The 17,415-nt window shown below is 69.9% G+C and carries 16 protein-coding genes; 8 read left to right on the top strand and 8 right to left on the bottom strand.

Annotated elements, in window-relative coordinates:
- Positions 1-7: 7 nt before the first annotated feature.
- On the top strand, positions 8-2,878 hold the full coding sequence (locus tag AB0I42_RS05925; RefSeq protein WP_357534580.1) for a BTAD domain-containing putative transcriptional regulator: 2,871 nt from the start codon (positions 8-10) through the stop codon (positions 2,876-2,878).
- A 127-nt stretch (positions 2,879-3,005) separates the two neighbouring features.
- Positions 3,006-4,937, top strand: a complete 1,932-nt coding sequence (dxs, locus tag AB0I42_RS05930; RefSeq protein WP_357534582.1) for a 1-deoxy-D-xylulose-5-phosphate synthase — start codon at positions 3,006-3,008, stop codon at positions 4,935-4,937.
- A 191-nt stretch (positions 4,938-5,128) separates the two neighbouring features.
- Here the strand turns inward: dxs and AB0I42_RS05935 are convergent, their stop codons facing one another.
- From AB0I42_RS05935 to AB0I42_RS05950, 4 genes are all read right to left on the bottom strand, one after another.
- Complete coding sequence (locus tag AB0I42_RS05935) at positions 5,129-5,383, bottom strand: hypothetical protein (RefSeq protein ID WP_357534584.1); 255 nt, start codon at positions 5,381-5,383, stop codon at positions 5,129-5,131.
- Between the two features lie 501 nt (positions 5,384-5,884).
- On the bottom strand, positions 5,885-6,643 hold the full coding sequence (locus AB0I42_RS05940) for an SDR family oxidoreductase (protein ID WP_357534586.1): 759 nt from the start codon (positions 6,641-6,643) through the stop codon (positions 5,885-5,887).
- A gap of 2 nt (positions 6,644-6,645) precedes the next feature.
- Positions 6,646-7,632 (bottom strand): alpha/beta hydrolase, encoded by a 987-nt coding sequence (locus tag AB0I42_RS05945; protein WP_357534588.1) that lies wholly within the window; start codon positions 7,630-7,632, stop codon positions 6,646-6,648.
- A 29-nt stretch (positions 7,633-7,661) separates the two neighbouring features.
- The gene (locus AB0I42_RS05950; protein WP_357534590.1) at positions 7,662-7,967 is read right to left on the bottom strand and encodes an antibiotic biosynthesis monooxygenase; all 306 of its coding nucleotides are present in this window, start codon (positions 7,965-7,967) and stop codon (positions 7,662-7,664) included.
- 160 nt (positions 7,968-8,127) lie between these two features.
- Between AB0I42_RS05950 and AB0I42_RS05955 the strand changes: the two genes are divergently transcribed.
- Positions 8,128-9,033 carry an AraC family transcriptional regulator gene (locus AB0I42_RS05955; protein WP_357534592.1) on the top strand — a complete coding sequence of 302 codons (906 nt, stop codon included), beginning with the start codon at positions 8,128-8,130 and terminating at the stop codon, positions 9,031-9,033.
- On the opposite strand, the gene AB0I42_RS05960 is transcribed toward AB0I42_RS05955, so the two are convergent.
- Positions 8,916-9,995 carry a phosphotransferase gene (locus AB0I42_RS05960; RefSeq protein ID WP_357534593.1) on the bottom strand — a complete coding sequence of 360 codons (1,080 nt, stop codon included), beginning with the start codon at positions 9,993-9,995 and terminating at the stop codon, positions 8,916-8,918. The genes AB0I42_RS05955 and AB0I42_RS05960 overlap by 118 nt on opposite strands.
- A gap of 54 nt (positions 9,996-10,049) precedes the next feature.
- On the opposite strand from AB0I42_RS05960, the gene AB0I42_RS05965 reads away from it, so the two are divergent.
- Both AB0I42_RS05965 and AB0I42_RS05970 read left to right on the top strand, forming a co-directional pair.
- Positions 10,050-10,175: a hypothetical protein gene (locus tag AB0I42_RS05965; protein ID WP_357534595.1), complete on the top strand. Its 126-nt coding sequence runs from the start codon at positions 10,050-10,052 to the stop codon at positions 10,173-10,175.
- Between the two features lie 116 nt (positions 10,176-10,291).
- On the top strand, positions 10,292-11,863 hold the full coding sequence (locus AB0I42_RS05970) for a Na+/H+ antiporter (RefSeq protein ID WP_357534596.1): 1,572 nt from the start codon (positions 10,292-10,294) through the stop codon (positions 11,861-11,863).
- Positions 11,864-11,960: 97 nt separating this feature from the next.
- On the opposite strand, the gene AB0I42_RS05975 is transcribed toward AB0I42_RS05970, so the two are convergent.
- Complete coding sequence (locus AB0I42_RS05975; protein WP_357534598.1) at positions 11,961-14,138, bottom strand: MMPL family transporter; 2,178 nt, start codon at positions 14,136-14,138, stop codon at positions 11,961-11,963.
- A 247-nt stretch (positions 14,139-14,385) separates the two neighbouring features.
- Here AB0I42_RS05975 and AB0I42_RS05980 point away from each other — a divergent pair, with 247 nt between their 5' ends.
- Both AB0I42_RS05980 and AB0I42_RS05985 read left to right on the top strand, forming a co-directional pair.
- Positions 14,386-15,030 carry a TetR/AcrR family transcriptional regulator gene (locus AB0I42_RS05980; RefSeq protein WP_357534600.1) on the top strand — a complete coding sequence of 215 codons (645 nt, stop codon included), beginning with the start codon at positions 14,386-14,388 and terminating at the stop codon, positions 15,028-15,030.
- A gap of 26 nt (positions 15,031-15,056) precedes the next feature.
- Positions 15,057-15,251: a hypothetical protein gene (locus AB0I42_RS05985; RefSeq protein ID WP_357534602.1), complete on the top strand. Its 195-nt coding sequence runs from the start codon at positions 15,057-15,059 to the stop codon at positions 15,249-15,251.
- Positions 15,252-15,391: 140 nt separating this feature from the next.
- Here AB0I42_RS05985 and AB0I42_RS05990 read toward each other — a convergent pair whose 3' ends face one another.
- Positions 15,392-15,682, bottom strand: a complete 291-nt coding sequence (locus AB0I42_RS05990) for a helix-turn-helix domain-containing protein (protein WP_357534603.1) — start codon at positions 15,680-15,682, stop codon at positions 15,392-15,394.
- Positions 15,683-15,870: 188 nt separating this feature from the next.
- Here AB0I42_RS05990 and AB0I42_RS05995 point away from each other — a divergent pair, with 188 nt between their 5' ends.
- Positions 15,871-16,665, top strand: a complete 795-nt coding sequence (locus AB0I42_RS05995; protein WP_357534605.1) for an SDR family NAD(P)-dependent oxidoreductase — start codon at positions 15,871-15,873, stop codon at positions 16,663-16,665.
- A gap of 106 nt (positions 16,666-16,771) precedes the next feature.
- On the opposite strand, the gene AB0I42_RS06000 is transcribed toward AB0I42_RS05995, so the two are convergent.
- Positions 16,772-17,359, bottom strand: a complete 588-nt coding sequence (locus tag AB0I42_RS06000; protein ID WP_357534607.1) for a hypothetical protein — start codon at positions 17,357-17,359, stop codon at positions 16,772-16,774.
- Positions 17,360-17,415: the final 56 nt, after the last annotated feature.

Genomic DNA, 17,415 nt, shown 5'->3' on the forward strand with positions numbered 1-17,415 from the left:
GAGGAGCATGAGGTGGCGCATACTCGGCCCCGTCGAGGCCGACGTCGACGGGAAGGTCCTGGATTTCCGGCGCCCCCAGCAACGCGCGGTGCTGGCCCTGCTGCTCCTCGACGCGGGCCGGGTGGTGTCGCCCGCGCAACTGATCAGGGCGCTCTGGACGGACGAGCCGCCCCGCAGCTCCCGTACCCAGGTCCAGGTATGCGTGTCGCAGATCCGGGCGGCGCTGCGGGGCGCCGGCCTCACGGACGTGCTGCTCACCCAGGCCGGCGGCTACCGCCTCGTCGTCGGGCCGGACGAACTGGACCTGGCCGTGTTCACCGGCGCCGTGGCACAGGCCCGGACGGCCGTCGCGGCCGGTCAGCCGGCGACCGCTGCGGAGTTGCTCGGGACCGGGCTGGCGTTGTGGCGTGGACCGGCACTGGCCGGCGCGGCGGGCGCGTTCGTCGAGTCCGCCGCCGCGCGCCTGGACGAACAGCGGCTGTCCGCGTACGAGCAGCTCGCGACCGCCGAGTTGACGCTGGGCCGGCACGCGGACGTGATCGAGGTGCTGCGTCCGGTGGTGGACGCCAACCCGCTGCGCGAGTCGCTGATCAGCCGGTACCTGCTCGCGCTGGCCGGTGTTGGCCAGCGGGCGCGCGCGTTGGAGGTGTACGCCGAAACCCGTCGCCGGTTGGTGGAGGAACTGGGGGTGGAGCCCGGCGCCGAACTGGCTGCGGCACACCTACGGGTGCTGCGCCACGACAAGCCCGATCCCGGCCCCGAGCCGCAGCCCGGTCCCGGTCCGGCTTCCGTGCCGTCGCCCGATGCGGTGCCGATCCCGGCCGCACCGGTACCGGCCCAGCTTCCCACCGACGTACCCGGCTTCACCGGCCGTCAGGCCGAACTGCGCGCACTGGACGCGTTGCTGGGTGGCGCTGACGGCGCCGGTGGCCGGGCGGTCGTGATCTCCGCGATCGGCGGCACCGCCGGCGTCGGCAAGACCGCACTGGCGGTGCACTGGGCACACCGGACGGCGCACCGGTTTCCGGACGGACAGCTCTACGTCAATCTGCGCGGCTTCGATCCGGGTGGGCGGGCGGTCGGGCCAGCCGAGGCGCTGCTCGGATTCCTGGAGGCGTTGCAGGTACCACGACAGCAGGTGCCGACCGAGCTGTCCCGGCAGGCGGCCCTCTACCGCACCCTGATGGCCGGCCGGCGGGTGCTCGTCCTGCTCGACAACGCCCGCGACGCCGAGCAGGTCCGGGACCTGTTGCCCGGAGCACCGGGGTGCCTCGTGGTCGTCACCAGCCGCAACCGGCTCACCGGCCTGGTCATCGCGGAAGGCGCGCGACCGCTCACACTGGACCTGCTCACCGCGCCGGAATCCCGGGAGCTTCTGCGGCAGCGCATCGGGCGGGACCGCACCACGGCGGACCTCGCGGCGGTGGAGGAGATCATTCGACGGTGCGCCGGGCTGCCGCTGGCACTGGCCGTCGTGGCGGCACGGGCATCGACCCAACCCCACCTGCCGCTGGCCGCCCTCGCCACCGAATTGCGCGACGTACGCAGTGGTGACCTGGCCGCGTTCGACACCGGCGACCCGGCGACCGACGTACGCGCGGTCCTCTCCTGGTCGTACCGGGCGCTGGAGCCCGATGCCGCCCGGCTGTTCCGCCTCCTGGGGCTCCACCCCGGACCGGACGCGGGACAACCGGCGTTGGCCAGCCTCGCCGGCATCCCGCCGGCCCGGGTACGTCCGCTCCTGGCCCGGCTCACCGAGGCGCACCTGCTGACCGAACACGCACCGGGCCGTTACGCGCAGCACGACCTGCTCGCCAGTTACGCCGCCGAGCTGTGCCACACGATCGACAGCGAGGCCGAGCGTGCCGTCGCCGGTCACCGCCTGTTCGACCACTACCTGCACACCACGCACGCGGCGGACCGGCTGCTCGACCCGTACCGGCTGGCGGTCTCCGTCGTGCCGGCGGACCCGCAGCCGGGCGTGACCAGCGAAGAGCCGGCCGACCACACGGCCGCGATGGCCTGGTTCGCGGCGGAACAGGACGTTCTGCTGGCCGTCGTCGACCGGGCCGCGCGGGCCGGATTCGACGACCACGCGTGGCAACTGGCCGCCGTGCTCACCACCTATCTCGACCGGCGCGGCCACTGGCACGACCTGATCGCCGTGCAGCGCACGGCACTCGACGCCGCCCGGCGTGGCGCCGACCGCCTCGGCCAGGCGCACGCCCACCGCGGGCTCGCCATCGCCTGCACGTGGCTCGGCCGCAACACCGACGCGCACATCCACTACCAGCGGGTCCTCGACCTCTACCGCGAGCTGGCGGACACGGTCGGCCAGGCGCACACCCACGTCGGCGTGAGCTGGATACTCGCCCGGGAGGGCCGGCACGAGGAGGCGCTCGACCAGACCGGGCAGGCGCTCAGCCTCTACCGGGCGGCCGGCTACCTGGTCGGTCAGGCCAAGGCCCTCAACAACCTGAGCTGGCTGCACGCCCGGCTCGACCATCACGAACTGGCCCTCAACTGTTCCCGCCGGGCCCTCACCCTGCACGAGGAGAACGAGGATCGGCACGGCGCCGCCCTGGCCTGGGACAACCTGGGGTACGCCCAGCACCGGCTCGGCCGACACGACGAGGCCCTACGCTGCTACCGACGGGCCCTCGACCTGCACCGCGCCCTCGGCGACCGCTACGACGAGGCGGAGGTGCTGGCGAACCTCGGCGAGACGTACCGGTTCATCGGTGCCCCCGAGGCGGCCCGGTCGGCGTGGCAGGCCGCCCTGGCCATCTTCGACGAACTGGACCACCCGGACGCCGACGGTCTGCGGATCAGGCTCGCCGCCAGCCCGCCGTACGTCGCCGGTCCGGTCGGCACCTGATCATCCACGGCTGAGGGCAGCGTGTGCCCGGGACACCGCAGAAGCTGTCACCGTGCCACAAGATCGACAAGCGACTTTGCCAGTGAGTCGGTTGGTCGGCCCTGGGCTGCCGATACGCTTTCCGGCTATGAGTGACCACGCGCAGACCCTGCTGAGCACGATCCGCGGGCCCCAGGACCTGAAGACCCTGACGCCCGAGCAGATGACCGTGCTCGGAGCCGAGATCCGGGATTTCCTGATCGTCAAAGTGGCGCGCACCGGTGGTCACATCGGCCCCAACCTGGGTGTCGTCGAACTCACGCTCGCGATGCACCGCATCTTTGACAGCCCTCGTGACCGGTTCATCTTCGACACCGGGCACCAGGCCTACGTGCACAAGATCCTGACCGGTCGGCAGGACGGGTTCGACCTCTTGAAGCGGCGCGGCGGGCTCACGGGATACCCGAGCCAGGCCGAGAGCGAGCACGACCTCGTCGAGAACTGTCACGCCTCCACCGCCCTGTCCTATGCCGACGGCATGGGCAAGGCCTACGCCCTGCGGGGCGAGCTACGGCACGTCGTCGCGGTAGTGGGCGACGGTGCCCTCACCGGTGGTATGTGCTGGGAAGCGCTCAACAACATCGCCGCCACCCGCAACCGTCTGGTCATCATCGTCAATGACAACGGCCGCTCCTACGCGCCGACCATCGGCGGGCTCGCGGATCACCTTGCGTCCCTGCGGCTCGATCCGGGATACGAGAAGATACTCGATTTCACCAGGGACGCTCTGGAGAAGACCCCGCTGGTCGGCAAGCCGTTGTTTGACGCGCTGCACGCGGTGAAAAAGGGCGTCAAGGCTGCCGTGGCGCCGCAGGCGATGTTCGAGGATCTCGGGATCAAATACGTCGGACCGGTCGACGGCCACGATCTGGCGGCGATGGAGTCGGCGCTCACCCGGGCCAAGCGTTACGGCGGCCCGGTCATCGTGCACGCGGTGACGCACAAGGGGCACGGCTACGCGCCGGCCGAGCAGGACGAGGCCGACCGGCTGCACGCGCCCGGTGCCTTCGACCCGGAAACGGGGAAGCAGCTGGCTGCCCCCAGTCTCAAGTGGACGAATGTGTTCGCCGACGAGCTGGTGGCGATCGCGGGAGAGCGGCCCGACGTCGTCGGCATCACGGCTGCGATGCCGGAGTCGACCGGCATCGACAAACTCGCCGCCGCCTACCCGGACCGGGCATTTGACGTCGGCATCGCCGAGCAGCACGCGACCACGTCTGCCGCCGGGCTCGCGCTGGCCGGCCTGCACCCGGTGGTGGCGATCTACGCGACCTTCCTCAACCGTGCTTTCGACCAGGTGCTGCTGGATGTGGCACTGCACAAGCTGCCCGTGACGTTCGTGCTCGACCGGGCAGGTGTCACCGGACCGGACGGGCCGAGCCACTACGGCATCTGGGACATGTCCATCCTCGGCGTGGTGCCGGGCCTCCGGGTGGCCGCTCCTCGGGACGCCGAAACCCTGCGTATGTCCCTGCGCGAGGCGGTGGCCATCAACGACGGGCCGACGGTGGTCCGCTTCCCGACCGGGTCGGTGCCGGCCGCCCTGCCCGCGCTGCGCCAGGTCGGCGGCATCGACGTACTCGCCGAGACGCGTGAACGCAGGGACGTCCTGCTGGTCGCGGTAGGACCCTTCGCTCACCTCGGGGTACAGGTCGCGGCCGAACTGGCGAAGCGGGGCCTTGGCGTGACCGTGGTGGATCCACGCTGGGTCCGCCCCGTGCCGGTCGAGATGGTCGGGCTCGCGGGCGCGCACAAGCTGGTCGTGACCATCGAGGACGGGGTACGCAACGGCGGCGTCGGCGATGCGGTCGCCAAGCTGCTGCGTGACCATGAGCTGGACGTGCCGTTGCGTGACCTGGGTGTGCCGGTGCAGTGGATCGACCACGGCACGCGGGCCGAGATTCTCGCGGAGATCGGCCTGACGGCCGCCGACGTGACCGAGCGGGTCCAGGGCTGGATCGAGGCACTGTCGGTGCCTGAGAAGCCCGGCCTGCCCAGCGTCAGCCGCGGTGCCCGATGACGTGACGAGCCCCCCACGTGAGGGGTTGGCCGCGGTGGCCGGTAACCGCCGGTCGGCCGCCACGCCGGATCAGGGCCGTGCGTCCTCGGGCCACACCTCGACCTCGATGGCCGGCATTACACCGGGAGCGGCCCACAGCGTTCGACGCTGTGGGCCGCTCCTGTCGAGGCCTCGACCGTTGAGGCCGTTCCTCAGGCTGGGACACCGCAGTACCAACTGCCGGCGGACGTGCACACCGTGACCCGTACGTTGCGCACGTCGTACGGAGTCAGGAAGCTGCCGGAGATGGGCTTCGTCGTACCGTTGGCCGCCCAGCCGATCTGCTCGTTCTGATTGGTCCAGGCGCCGTGGTGGTACTCCTGCCAGCTCAGGTAGGCGTAGGACGTCGATGGGTTCGCCGCGTAGTCGGTGATCGTGCCGGACGCGGTGACCCTCTGCGAGTACACGCCCCGGTCTCCTGACGCCCTGCCGAAGGAGTTCGACGCGGTGAAGCTCGCAAGGATCTGCACAGACTCATCGGACGGCGCGGCCTGTGCCGGAACGGCCAATGCTCCGACCATGAACAAGGTGCCGAGGACGACACTCAGTGTCCGACTGATTCGCATTACTTCCTCCTCTGCCGTGGGTGGGCCCGGATGGCCCGGTGGAACCTCCTTCAACTTGTTCGGTCAGGTCAGGGCGCAGGAGGACAGGGTGTCCTCGGGCAACGCCGGGTCCTGCAAGACGAGAAGGTCCTGTGTGGTCGCTTCGACCTATGACGGCAAGCCTGACCGGCGATTGGTGGTGCGGGGAAGGGGCTGGGCTGTGCGGAACAGTTCCGTACACGCCGCCTCGACGCTGCCCGCGGCCCAACGGTCGCAGTGGTGGCGATCACGGTCCGCGACGAAGTCGTGGATTCGAAAATGAAACCTTCCCGCTGATGCACTCTGGAGTCGGACGGTGGGCTGCTAGAGGTTGTAGCCGCCGGAAACCTCGATGTTCTGTGCGGTGATCCAGCTTCCGTCTTCGCCGAGTAGTGCCGCTATGGCTACGCCGATGTCGTCCGGTTCGCCGAGTCGGCCCAGGGCGGTTTTGGCGGCGAGGCCGGGGACCACCTCGGGGTGGCGTTCGAACGCGTTGTCGGCGATGCGGGTGCGGGTGGAACCGGGCGAGACCGAGTTGACCCGGATGCCGCGTCGGCTGAACTCCTTGGCCAGGTAGCGGGTCAGTACGACCAGGCCGCCTTTCATCGTGCCGTAGGCGGAGTATCCGGGTTCGAGCCCGGAAGACGACGCGGCGTTGCTGGTGACGTTGACGATGGCGCCGCCGTCGGCCAGCAGCGGCCGTAGCGTCTGGGTGAGGAAGTACGGGCCTTTGAGCAGCACCCGCATGAGTGCGTCGAACATCTCCTCGGTGGTGTCCTCGAACAGGGCCATCCGGCTGGATCCGGCGTTGTTGACGAGGTAATCGAACGTGTCGCGCTGCCAGGTGTCGCGGAGGGCGACGACAACGGAGTCGCGGAATGCCGGGAAGGTCTCCGATCGGCCGATGTCCAGCCGTAGCGCGACAGCGGTGCCGCCGTTCTTCTCGATCGTCGCGACCGTGTCCGACGCGCCGGCGTGGTTGTCGCGGTAGGTGAGGATGACGCCCGTTCCGCGCTTGGCGATCTGGATGGCCGCGCTCTGTCCGATGCCGGAGCTGGCGCCGGTGACGATGGCGATCCGCATGGTCAGCCCACCTGTTCCTTCGTCTGGATGTCGGGAGCCGTGCCGAGTACGCGGGTGAGCCAGTCGTTGCGTGTCTGTCGGGCCGCGGCCGAGACCGGTACGTGCGGATACAGCGCGTCGAATCCGTGGAAGCCGCCGGCCCAGACGTGGAGTTCGGCCTGGCCACCGGCGGCCCAGATCCGGGCGGCGTAGTCGACGCCCTCGTCCCGGAAGACCTCGGCCGAGCCGGCGTCGACGTAGGTGGTGGGTAGGCCGGCGAGATCGTCGGCCAGTGCCGGTGAGACGTACGCGGGTACCGTGGCGCCGGCGAGGTCGCCGAGCACGGATCGCCAGGCGAACTCGTTCATCTCGCGGGTCCAGACACCCGGCTCGCCGGAGTACTGCCGGCTGGAGGTGGTGGTGTTGCGGTGGTCGAGCATGGGGCCGATCAGCACCTGGGCGGCGATCGCCGGAGCGCCACGGTCGCGGGCCATCAGGGTGACCCCGGCGGCGAGGCCACCGCCGGCGCTCGCGCCCGCCACGATGATCCGGGCCGGATCGATGCCGAGGTCGGCGGCGTGCTCGGCGGTGCAGAGCAGCCCGTGGTAGCAGTCGTCGACCAGGGTGGTGCCGTTGACCTCCGGTGCCAGCCGGTAGTCGACCGAGATCACCACTGCGCCGAGCAGTTCCAGCCACTCCAGCGGGATGTCGATCTGGGAATAGCGGTCGCCCATGACCATCCCGCCGCCGTGGATCCAGTAGACGCACGGCGCGGCGGCGGTACGGGGCATCCCGGTGGGCGTGAGGATCGAGAGCGGGATCCGGGTGCCGTCCTGAGCGGAGATGGTCACTTCGCGCCGCTCGACAGCACGACCGTCGAGCAGTGGTTCGACCGGTGACGACGCGTACGGCCGGATCTGCGCCAGGGCCTCGGGGGTGAGCTGGGGGACGAGCGGCATGTCGGCGAGCAGCATGCGCAGTGCGGGGTCGAAGTCAGGTCGTGCCAACACCACGGTGGTCCTTTCTCTTCTCGGCGTTTTCAGAAGGTGGCCTTGCCGCCGACCGGTACCTCGTCGACGTACCGCGATTCGTCGGCGAGAAGCGGCCGCAGCTTGGCAACCAGGGCCTGCGCCTGCTCGGTGGCGAAGAAGGCGCCGTGCGCCCGCTGGCTGGTCCAGCCCTCGGTCACGGAGACGACGTCCGGGTTGCTGGCCGAGCGGGAGACCAGGAAGACGACGCAGTCCTGGTTCGGCAGCGACGGGGCGTCGAGCAGAATCTCGACCAGTTCGCCGCCCTTGCCCGGCCGTGCGGTCATGGTGGCGTGGAATCCGTGGGTGACAGTCATGGGTGGCTGTTCCTCCCAGCCGTGGAGCTGGCATCCGCTCCGGGAATATCGACCACCTCATCGAATCACCGTGAGCAGTGGAAACGTTAGAACGATGCTCGCAACGTCTTGCCTGATCCTCTCGTTGTGGCGAGGATCAGGCAGTGCTTGAATTGGGCGGGTGAGACTTGGTGAGCTTCGCGGTCTACTCAGCCGCCACGCCCGGCCCGACGCGGGCACCGTCATCGAGGACCTTCTGATCTCCAAGGTCGAGAAGTCGGCTCCACCCTCACCGTCGATGTCGGGCACGGTGCTGGCGCTCATCGCACAGGGCACGAAACGGATCGCGTTGGGCGATCGCGTGTACGAGTACGGTGCCGGCCAGTACCTCGTCGCGTCCGTGGACCTACCGGTCACCGGCCACTTCGTCGATGCCGGCCCCGAACGGCCGGCGCTGGGCGTCGGCCTGATCCTGCGACCCGCCGCCGTCGCCGAGCTGCTGTTGGCGGCGGCCCCCGGAGATCTCCCACCCGTCGACGGTGGCGCGCCGTCCGGGATCGCCGTCAGCGACGCGCCCGACGAACTGCTCGACGCGGTGATCCGGCTGCTACGCCTGATCGACAAGCCGCGCGACAGGACGGTGCTGGCGTCGCTGATCAAACGGGAAATCCTCTGGCGGCTCGTCACCGGGGAGCAGAGCGCCGTCGTCCGCCAGCTCGGCCTCGCCGACAGCAGCCTTACCCACATCGCCCGGACGGTCCGATGGATCCGCGAGCACTACAGACAGTCCTTCCGCGTCCAGGACCTGGCACAGCTGTCCGGAATGAGCCTGTCCGCCTTCTACCGCAACTTCCAGGCGGTCACCGCGATGAGCCCGATCCAGTTCCAGAAACAGATCCGGCTCCAGGAGGCCCGACTGCTACTCGCCACGGATTCCAACGACGTGACCGGCGTCAGCCGCCACGTGGGCTACGACAGCCCGTCACAGTTCAGCCGCGAATACCGACGGCAGTTCGGCGTACCTCCCAGCCAGGACGCCCGCCAGCGCGAATCGACGCACCACACCGCCCCGGCTGCCCTGCCGTAACGCGGGGCCGTCCCGCCCGTCAGCCCTCCGGCGAACGGCATCGACCGCCACTGCGCGGAAATCTCCCCGGCAGCATCCACCAACAGGGGCAGCTGCGGCGCGAGCGCGAGGCTGGCGACGCCTCGCAGCATTCCCACGGCGTTGACGAAGCGCAGCACGTCCCCGTTCAACTGCCGCATGCCCTTGCGCCGTGCTGCACGGTTGTAGGCGGCCTCGCACTCGGGGCCGAGGCCGGCCAGGTCCCACTCGACCGGCCCCAGCGTCACCATCTCGAAGTCGGCGTACAAGTCTCCGTCCACCTCGTGGAAGATGTTCACCGCCGGGGAGTCGCCATGGATGGGCTGCAGGTCGATCCCCGGGAACGTCTTCTCGAACGCCGTGCGTGAGCGCACCACAGGTTCCAGGACCTGCCATTCGCGGCGCGCGCGGTCCAGGTCGGCCGGGTCGATGAGGTCGGGGCGTTCGTCGAGTAGAGCGATGCTGTCTTCGATGAACCGCGGTTCGGCCGCGGACAGGAACGACAACCCACCCGGGTAGTCGCGCATGGCGGCGTGCAGATCGGCGACCAGGCCGGCATTCGCCACGTAGTCGGGCTCCGTGGCCGGGGCCTTCTCGACGAACTGCCAGAACGTCATCGAGAATCCGTCGACCTGAACAGGTTCGCGCGGAACGAGGGAACTGGGAGGAATGACGGGGACTCCCTGCTCTGCGAGCCACCGGACCACGTCCAGTTCCGCCCGCTGTCGGCTCGCCTGGCTGTCGAGATCCGCGTAGTGCGGCAACACGGTGAGAACCCGGGCCACGACCGGCGAGGGTGCGAGGTGGACAACGACGGAGAACACGTCGTAGAGCACCCGGGCATCGGTCACGGTGAGCCCGAGACCGCGCCCCGCGCGGACAGCCGCGTCGACGGCACGTGACGTTCGGTCGGCGATCTGCTCCGCTGTCATGAAGGTACCCATGACGCGATTGTCCTATCGCGGAGCCGTCGTGCCGGATCGGGGGCGTGGCGGGGGATGGCCGCCGACGAGATCCACGCCCCGCTCGGCTACGCGCACATCCCCTACGCGGTGACGGCCCGCCACGCGGCCACGGTCATGTGCAAGACGTACGACCTGCCTGGGCTCGAGTACGCCAGGTGACGGGGGTGTCAAGCGGGCCGGGGCGGCGTTCCGCCCATCGGCGCCCCGGTACGCCGATTCCGGGGCGGGCGGCCGGCGTAGGCACCACCATGTGAGCGAGGACGAACGGGGGCGATGTGCCGGAACTGCTGCTGATCATCACGCTGGGCGTCACCGTGCTGGTTGGCACCACCATCGGTGGCCGCTACCGGGTCGCGCCACCGGTCCTGCTCATCAGCCTGGGCGCCCTGCTCGCGCTCCTGCCACCGCTGTCCCATGTGATCCTCGCCCCCGAGGTGGTGCTGCTGCTGTTCCTGCCGGCGATCCTCTACCGGGAGAGCCTGACCACCAGCCTGCGGGAGGTACGGGCGAACATCGTGGTCATCGCTCTGCTGGCGATCGGGCTGGTCGGCGTCACGATGGTGGCGGTGTCGCTGGTGGTACAGCGGTTCGGCGTCGACCCGGCGGCGGCCTGGGTGATCGGCGCGGTGCTCGCCCCGACCGACGCGGCGGCGGTGGCCGGCCTGGCCAAGCGGATGCCCCGACGCCTGCTCGCCACCCTGCACACCGAAAGCCTGATCAACGACGGCACCGCCCTGGTGCTGTTCGCCATCGCGCTCGGACTGCTCGGCGGGCACGCGGCTCCGAACGCCATCGAACTCGTCGAGAAGATCGGCCTGTCCTTCCTCGGCGGCATCGCGGCCGGCCTGCTGGTCGGCACGGTGGTGATCCTGATCCGCAAGCGTCTGGACGACCCGCTGCGGGAGGGGGCGCTGAGCGTGCTGACCCCGTTCGCCGCCTTCTTCCTCGCCGAATCCATCCACGAGAGCGGCGTGCTCGCCGTGGTGGCCGCCGGGCTGCTGGTCGCCTTCGCCAGCCCCCGCGTGATCCGGGCCCGGTCGCGGGTGCTGGCGCTGTCGTTCTGGGACCTCACCACCTTCCTTATCAACGGCGGACTCTTCGTGCTGCTGGGGATGCAGATCCCGAGGGCGGTACGGGACGTCACCAGCACCTCGCTGATGCGCGCGATCGCCATCGCGGTCGTCGTGGCCGGGGTGCTGGTCGCGGTCCGGATGCTCTGGCTGCACCTGACCGCCGCCGTCGCCCGGCTGGTGGACAGACGGGAGTCCAGTCGCGGGCGGCGGGTGAACTGGCGGGTGCGTACCGTCGCCGGCTGGGCCGGGTTCCGGGGTGCCGTCTCCCTGGCGGCGGCGCTCGCCGTCCCGCTGACCATCAACGGGGAGCCGGTCCGGGAGCGCGATCTGATCATTTTCTGCGTCGCGGTGGTGATCCTGCTGACGATGCTCGTGCAGGGGACCACGCTGCCGTTGCTGATGAACTGGGCAGGACTCTCCGGCGACCCGGAACGTGTCGACGAGACGCGGCAGGCGCAGGTCCTGGCCACCAGGGCCGCGCTCACGGCGTTGCCCGACATCGCCGACCGGGTCGGCGCCGATCCGGAGAGCGTGCAGCGGCTGCGGGGCGACTACGAGGGACACCTCGGCGCGCTGCAGGCCGGGCAGGAGGACGAGTCGGGCGGTGCCCAAGAGGTCGAGCGCCGACTGCGGCTGGCGGTGCTGGACCACAAGCGGCGCGAGATCACCCGGATGCGCGACGCCCGGGAGATCGACGAGGCCGTGCTGCGCGAACTGCAGGCTCGACTGGACGTCGAGGAGATCCGCCTGGTCGGGCCGATGACCCTCGATTGACGTGGGCGCGACGTCGAGTTTACGCCCTGGCCGAGGCGGCGATCGACTCGGCCAGGGCGATGATGCGCCTCCGTCGAGGCATGCACCGGTGGGTTGGTCAGCGTGGTGCGAGGCGCTTCGCGAGTGCCTCGCCCTCGACGTCCAAGGTCGGCACGAGCCTGCCCATCCAGCGGGGCATCCACCAGATTCGCGGGCCGAGGATGAGCATGGTGGCCGGCACGATGAGCATGCGGACCAGGAACGCGTCGACGAGGACGCCGATGGCGAGGGCGAAACCGATGGTCTTGAGGATGATGTCGTCGGTGAGGGTGAAGCCCGCGAACACGCCGACCATGATGAGGGCGGCGGCCGCCACGATGCGGGCGCTGTGGGTGAACCCGTCGATGACCGCCTGACGCGCTGGTGCGCCGTGGACGTAGGCCTCCCGCATGCGCGTGACGAGGAAGACCTCGTAGTCCATCGCCAGGCCGAACAGGATGCCGGTGAGCAGGATCGGCAGCAGGAACAGCACCGGGCCGGTGGTGTCGAGACCGACGAGTTCGTTGAGCCAGCCCCATTGGAAGACCGCGACTGTCGCCCCCAGGGAGACGCCGACGGAGAACAGGAAGCCGAGCGCGGCCTTGACGGGCACCCAGATCGAGCGGAACACCGCGATGAGCAGGATGAAGGCCAGACCCACGACGACGGCGAGGTAGAGCGGGAACACCTCGGTCAGCTCGTTGGAGATGTCGACGCCGACCGCGGTGACGCCGGTGACCAGTGCCCGGGCTCCGCTCTGGTCCGGCAGGTCCGACAGCGTGTCTCGGATGTCCGCGACCAGGTCCTTGGTGGACTCGTCCGACGGTCCGGAGCGCGGGATCACCGTGAGCGTCGCGAACTGTGCCGTGTCGAGCTGCCGCAGGTAGGCCTGCCGCGCCTGCGGGCTGTCGCTGGTCACGGCAGGGACCAGGGCGGCGATGTTGGAGTCGTCTCGGGTCGCCAGCGTCTGTAGCCGCTGGGTGGCGACCGCGACCGCGGCGGCCGGGTCCGGGGCTTCCCTGGTGTCGATGACGACGAGCAGCGGGCCGTTGGCTCCGGCGCCGAAGTGCTCGTCGATGAGGTCGTAGGCGAGGCGTACGTCGCTGCCCGCGGGTTTGGTGCTGTCGTCGGGCAGCGCGAGCTGCAGGGAGGCTACGGGGACGGCGGCCACGGCGGCGGCCACGATCCCGGCCAGGAGCGCGGGCCAGCGGAACCGGGCCAGGCCCTCGATCCAGCGGCGTCCGAGGGTGCGTGGCTCGCCGGGGTGCGGTTCGGCGTCGGTGTGCTTCTGCTCGGCGCGAGGACTTCGCTTCGTGACGCGGGTGCCGGCGAAACCGAGCAGTGCGGGCAGCAGGGTGAGCGCGATGAGTACGGCGAGGGCGACGGTGAACGCTCCGGCCAGCCCCATCTCGGTGAGGAATCCGATGCCGCACACGGCGAGGCCGACGAGTGCGATGACGACGGTGAGGCCGGCGAACACCACCGCTGAGCCCGCGGTGCCCACGGCGCGGCCGGCTGCCTCCTCCAGCGGGCGGCCTCGGCGTACCTCGGCCTGATAGCGGGACAGGATGAACAGCGCGTAGTCGATGCCGACCGCCAGCCCGAGCATCGTGCCGAGCGCGGGGGTCGTGGTGCCGAGTTCGACGAACCCGGTCAGGGTGGCGATGGCGGTGATACCGATGCCGACGCCGACCAGCGCGGTCAGCAGCGGCATCCCGGCCGCGACGAGCGACCCGAGAGTGAGGGCCAGCACCACGAAGGCGATGGCGACGCCGATCAGTTCGGCGAGAGCCCCGCCGATCTCCACGCCGAGCACGTCTCCACCTATGGTGGCCGTCAGCCCCGCCTCCTCGGCGACATCACGGGCAGCTTCGAGGGCCTCCCGGTCCGCCTGGGACAGATCGACCGCGCTCCGGGCGTAGCTGACCGAGGCGTAGCCGGTGCGCCCGTCCTCGGTGATCGTCCCCGCGGCGAACGGGTCGAGGATCGACACGACGCCGCTCGTCCTCAGCGCCGCGAGCGCGTCGGACACAGCCTGTTGGTTGGCCGGGTCTGCCAGTGACTCGCCGTCCGGCGCCTGGAACACCACCCTCGCCGTAGCGCCTTCCGGTGCGGCCGTGGGATCGCGGTCCCTGATCAGGTCGAAGGCCTGCGTCGACTCGATACCGGACAGCTCGAAGCTGTCGTTCGTCTTGCCCGACAGGGTCGCCGCCCCGAGAGCGACGACGAGAAGCAGCAGGACCCAGATTCCCGTCACGGTCCGCCGGTGTCGGAACGACCAGCGTCCGAGCCTGAACAACTGCCATGCCATGCCGTTTCCTCCTGCGTGTCGGTGACCGGGTGCCGGTGTGGGTGCTCACTCGCGGCTGTCCGGGGGTGGCGACGCGATCCGGCGTCCAGCAGACGGTAGCATGAAAATATCCGACCGGATATTTTGGTGGCGGTGGCCATAGGATCGAGTGAGCCGCGCTCCACCGCGCGTCGACCGCCTTGGAGGTAGTGCCATGACCGACCGGGAACCCCGACCCGCCCGGCGGGAGGGCTCGTCGAAGCGGGGGCCGTACTCGAAGGGACTTGCGCGGCGGCAGCAGATCATCGACGAGGTGCTGGCGGTCTACGACCGGCTGGGGTTCGAGGGCACCTCGCTGCGCGCCATCGGTGAAGCGATCGGCGTGACGCATCCGGTGCTCAAGCACCACTTCGGCACCCGCGAACAACTCTTCATCGAGGTGCTGCGGGAGCACGACCGCCGCTTCCTGGACGCCCCGTCCGAGGACGACGACACCTTCGTCGACCTGATCCAACGATCAGCCGAACACAGCATGCGGGTGCCGGGGCTGATGGCCCTGCTGAACAGCATGGTGGCCCATGCGCTGGAGGCCGGCAACGACCACTCGCGGGCGCACTTCTCCGAGCGGTACGCCAACCTCAGGGCGACGATCGTGACCCTTCTCGAGGAAGGCCAGGCGGCGGGAAGCGTCCGGTCCGACATCCCCCTGGACGAAGCTGCCTCGCTCGTCCTCGCGGCGGCCGACGGCCTCAGCACCCAGTGGCTGCTCGACGGGAGCGCCGACCTCCAGAGCGGCCTGTTGCTGCTGCAACGCCTCCTCGAACCGCCGAGCCGACAGGTGGGTCGGACCGGCGCCTAGCCGCGAACAGCAGCCGCCGCTGCCAGGTGCGCGGGCAGCCGTCCGTCCTCGGCGCGGCGGAGGTCGCCCGGATCGCCGCCGACCTGACCGAGCCCGGTCCCGACGCCGACGGTGCGGTCGGGGAGCTTGCCGAGGCGGTCGCGGACGACGAGCGGAACATCGGCGGCTTCCTCGTCACGGCGGCCCGCGAGGGCAGGGCGCTCGTCAGGGCCGTCACCTGATCCTCCCGACGAGCCTTCCCAAGCCGAAGGCGGCGACCGCCCCGGCGGCAACCAGGAGCCCTCATCGACACGGGCACCCCGAGCGGGCTCAGGAGGCATTGAATCTGGGTCACCGTCGCAGGCGGTTGCCAGGCGGGCTCTCAGGGGTGCTGACGTGCCGCGGCGATCTCGGCGTGGTGGTCGACCGCCCAGTTGGCGAGCGCGGAGAGCGGCTCCAGCAGGCTGGCGCCCAGCGGTGTCAGCCGGTACTCGACACTCGGCGGCGATGTCGGAAACACTTCCCGTTCGACCAGACCGTCGCTCTCCAGCATGCGCAGCGTCCGGGTGAGCATCCGCTGACTGATCCCCTCCACCGCCCGGTGCAACTCGTTGAACCGGTACGGCTGCCGGCCGAGCAGGGTGATCAGCAACAGCGTCCATTTGTCACTCACCCGTCGCAACACGTCGGTGACCGGACAACACTCGTATTCGTCGATTGGAACGGGAATCGGCAATCGGTGGCTGTCCAGCGTGGTAGGCACACCGGTGTTCGTTGTGGCCATGAAAGTGCCTTCTTTCGCCTCCGTCGATCATCTGCCCAAGATGAGCACGGTCAGTGGAGAACGGTAACGGAGGCGACATGGGAGTCGTGGTGGTCAGTGGTGGCACCAACGGAATGGGGCGCGCATTCGCCCTCGGCCGGGCCGAACGCGGTGACCGGGTCGTGGTGCTCGGCCGCAACCGCGAACGCGGCGAGGCGCTGGCGGGCGGAGCTGTCACCTTCCTTCCCGTCGACCTCTCCAGCGTGACCGAGACGCGACAGGTCGTCGAGCACATCCTCACCGAGCACCACGTCGTGGACGCGCTGACGCTGTTTGCCAACGCGGTGGCGCCGCGTCGAATCGAGACCGCCGAGGGCCTGGAGCGTACGTTCGCGCTCTACTACCTCAGTCGCTATCTGCTCAGCTTCGGCCTGCGTGAGGCGATGGACCGGGCTACCGCGCCGGTAATCGTGAACATCGCAGGCGTCGGCGTCACCAAAGGCGGGGTCCGCTGGGCCGACCCGCAACTGACGTCGGGCTACTCGGTCGTCGCCGCACAACTGCAGGCCGGTCGAGCCAACGACCTGCTCGGCGTGGGCTTCGCCCAACGGTCCGGCGGCCGTGCCCGATACGTGCTCTACCATCCCGGCTTCACCAAGAGCGGCGACCGTAGCCCGCTCCCGCTGGTCGTCCGCGGCCTGCTGGCGGCGGTGTCGGTGGCGGCCCGCCCGGTCGCGGACGCGGTGGACCCGATTCACCAGTTCCTGGACGCGCCGCCAGCCGCACCGCTGACCGCCGTTGACCGGAACAAGCGACTTCCGCTCAGCTTCCCGACGCTCGACCCGCAGAACGCCGAACGCTTGATGGACCTCACGGAAAAGCTGCTGGGCTGAGCTGCCGTCTCGGCCCGGAGAATCCGTGTTGCCGGTGCCCGACGAGAACTACACGCGCTTCTCGTTCCGCCTATGCGGACGCGACCGTGTGCGGGACGCGGGTCGTTCAGGAGTGTCGGTCGATGACCTCGAGCGCGAGGTGTCGCCCGCGCTCGAGCGCGGTCTCGTCGTCGAACAGTTGGAACTGCGTGTTGGCGGCGCTGAGGAACGCGTCGACGCGAAACGCGTCGCCGGGCGGGTCGAGGGAGCCCGCGATCGCAAGCTCGGACTCGATGAGATCCAGCCATTCCCGCTTGAGTTTGCGGATCGCGTCGGCGACGGGGCCCTCCCGGTGGCCGTACTCGCTGGATGTCGCCGTGATGAAGCACCCTCCCGGGAAGACTCTGCGGCGTAGGCACGAGAACCACGAGTCCACGAGGGTGCGTAGCCGGTCCCGTCCCGGCTGTGACCCCCACCCGGGCGCGATCACGGTGTCGATGTAGATCTGGCGGGCTTCGGCGACGGCGGCGAGCAGGATGGCCTCGCGGCTGCCGAACACCGTGAGGATCCCGCTCTTGCTCAACCCGGTCGAGGCGGCGAGTCCGCCCACCGTCACCGATTCCAGCCCACCGACCGTTGCCGTCATCGCGGCGCAGCGGGCGGCGGTGCGCCGGGTGGCATCGCCGCGCCGTCGCCGACCGTCCACCGAAGTCATCCCCGTAGCTTATGCGACCGACTGGACGTAAAGCTTGGCGACCCCCTACTATGCGA

This window comes from Polymorphospora sp. NPDC050346, assembly GCF_040655695.1.
Lineage (GTDB): Bacteria > Actinomycetota > Actinomycetes > Mycobacteriales > Micromonosporaceae > Polymorphospora > Polymorphospora lycopeni.

Excerpts from the sequence above, each read along its gene's own strand:
- AB0I42_RS05925 (WP_357534580.1), top strand. The coding sequence starts at position 8 with ATGAGGTGGCGCATACTCGGCCCCGTCGAGGCCGACGTCGACGGGAAG.
- dxs (WP_357534582.1), top strand. The coding sequence starts at position 3,006 with ATGAGTGACCACGCGCAGACCCTGCTGAGCACGATCCGCGGGCCCCAG.
- AB0I42_RS05940 (WP_357534586.1), bottom strand. The coding sequence starts at position 6,643 with ATGCGGATCGCCATCGTCACCGGCGCCAGCTCCGGCATCGGACAGAGC.
- AB0I42_RS05950 (WP_357534590.1), bottom strand. The coding sequence starts at position 7,967 with ATGACTGTCACCCACGGATTCCACGCCACCATGACCGCACGGCCGGGC.
- AB0I42_RS05960 (WP_357534593.1), bottom strand. The coding sequence starts at position 9,995 with ATGGGTACCTTCATGACAGCGGAGCAGATCGCCGACCGAACGTCACGT.
- AB0I42_RS05965 (WP_357534595.1), top strand. The coding sequence starts at position 10,050 with ATGGCCGCCGACGAGATCCACGCCCCGCTCGGCTACGCGCACATCCCC.
- AB0I42_RS05980 (WP_357534600.1), top strand. The coding sequence starts at position 14,386 with ATGACCGACCGGGAACCCCGACCCGCCCGGCGGGAGGGCTCGTCGAAG.
- AB0I42_RS05995 (WP_357534605.1), top strand. The coding sequence starts at position 15,871 with ATGGGAGTCGTGGTGGTCAGTGGTGGCACCAACGGAATGGGGCGCGCA.
- AB0I42_RS06000 (WP_357534607.1), bottom strand. The coding sequence starts at position 17,359 with ATGACTTCGGTGGACGGTCGGCGACGGCGCGGCGATGCCACCCGGCGC.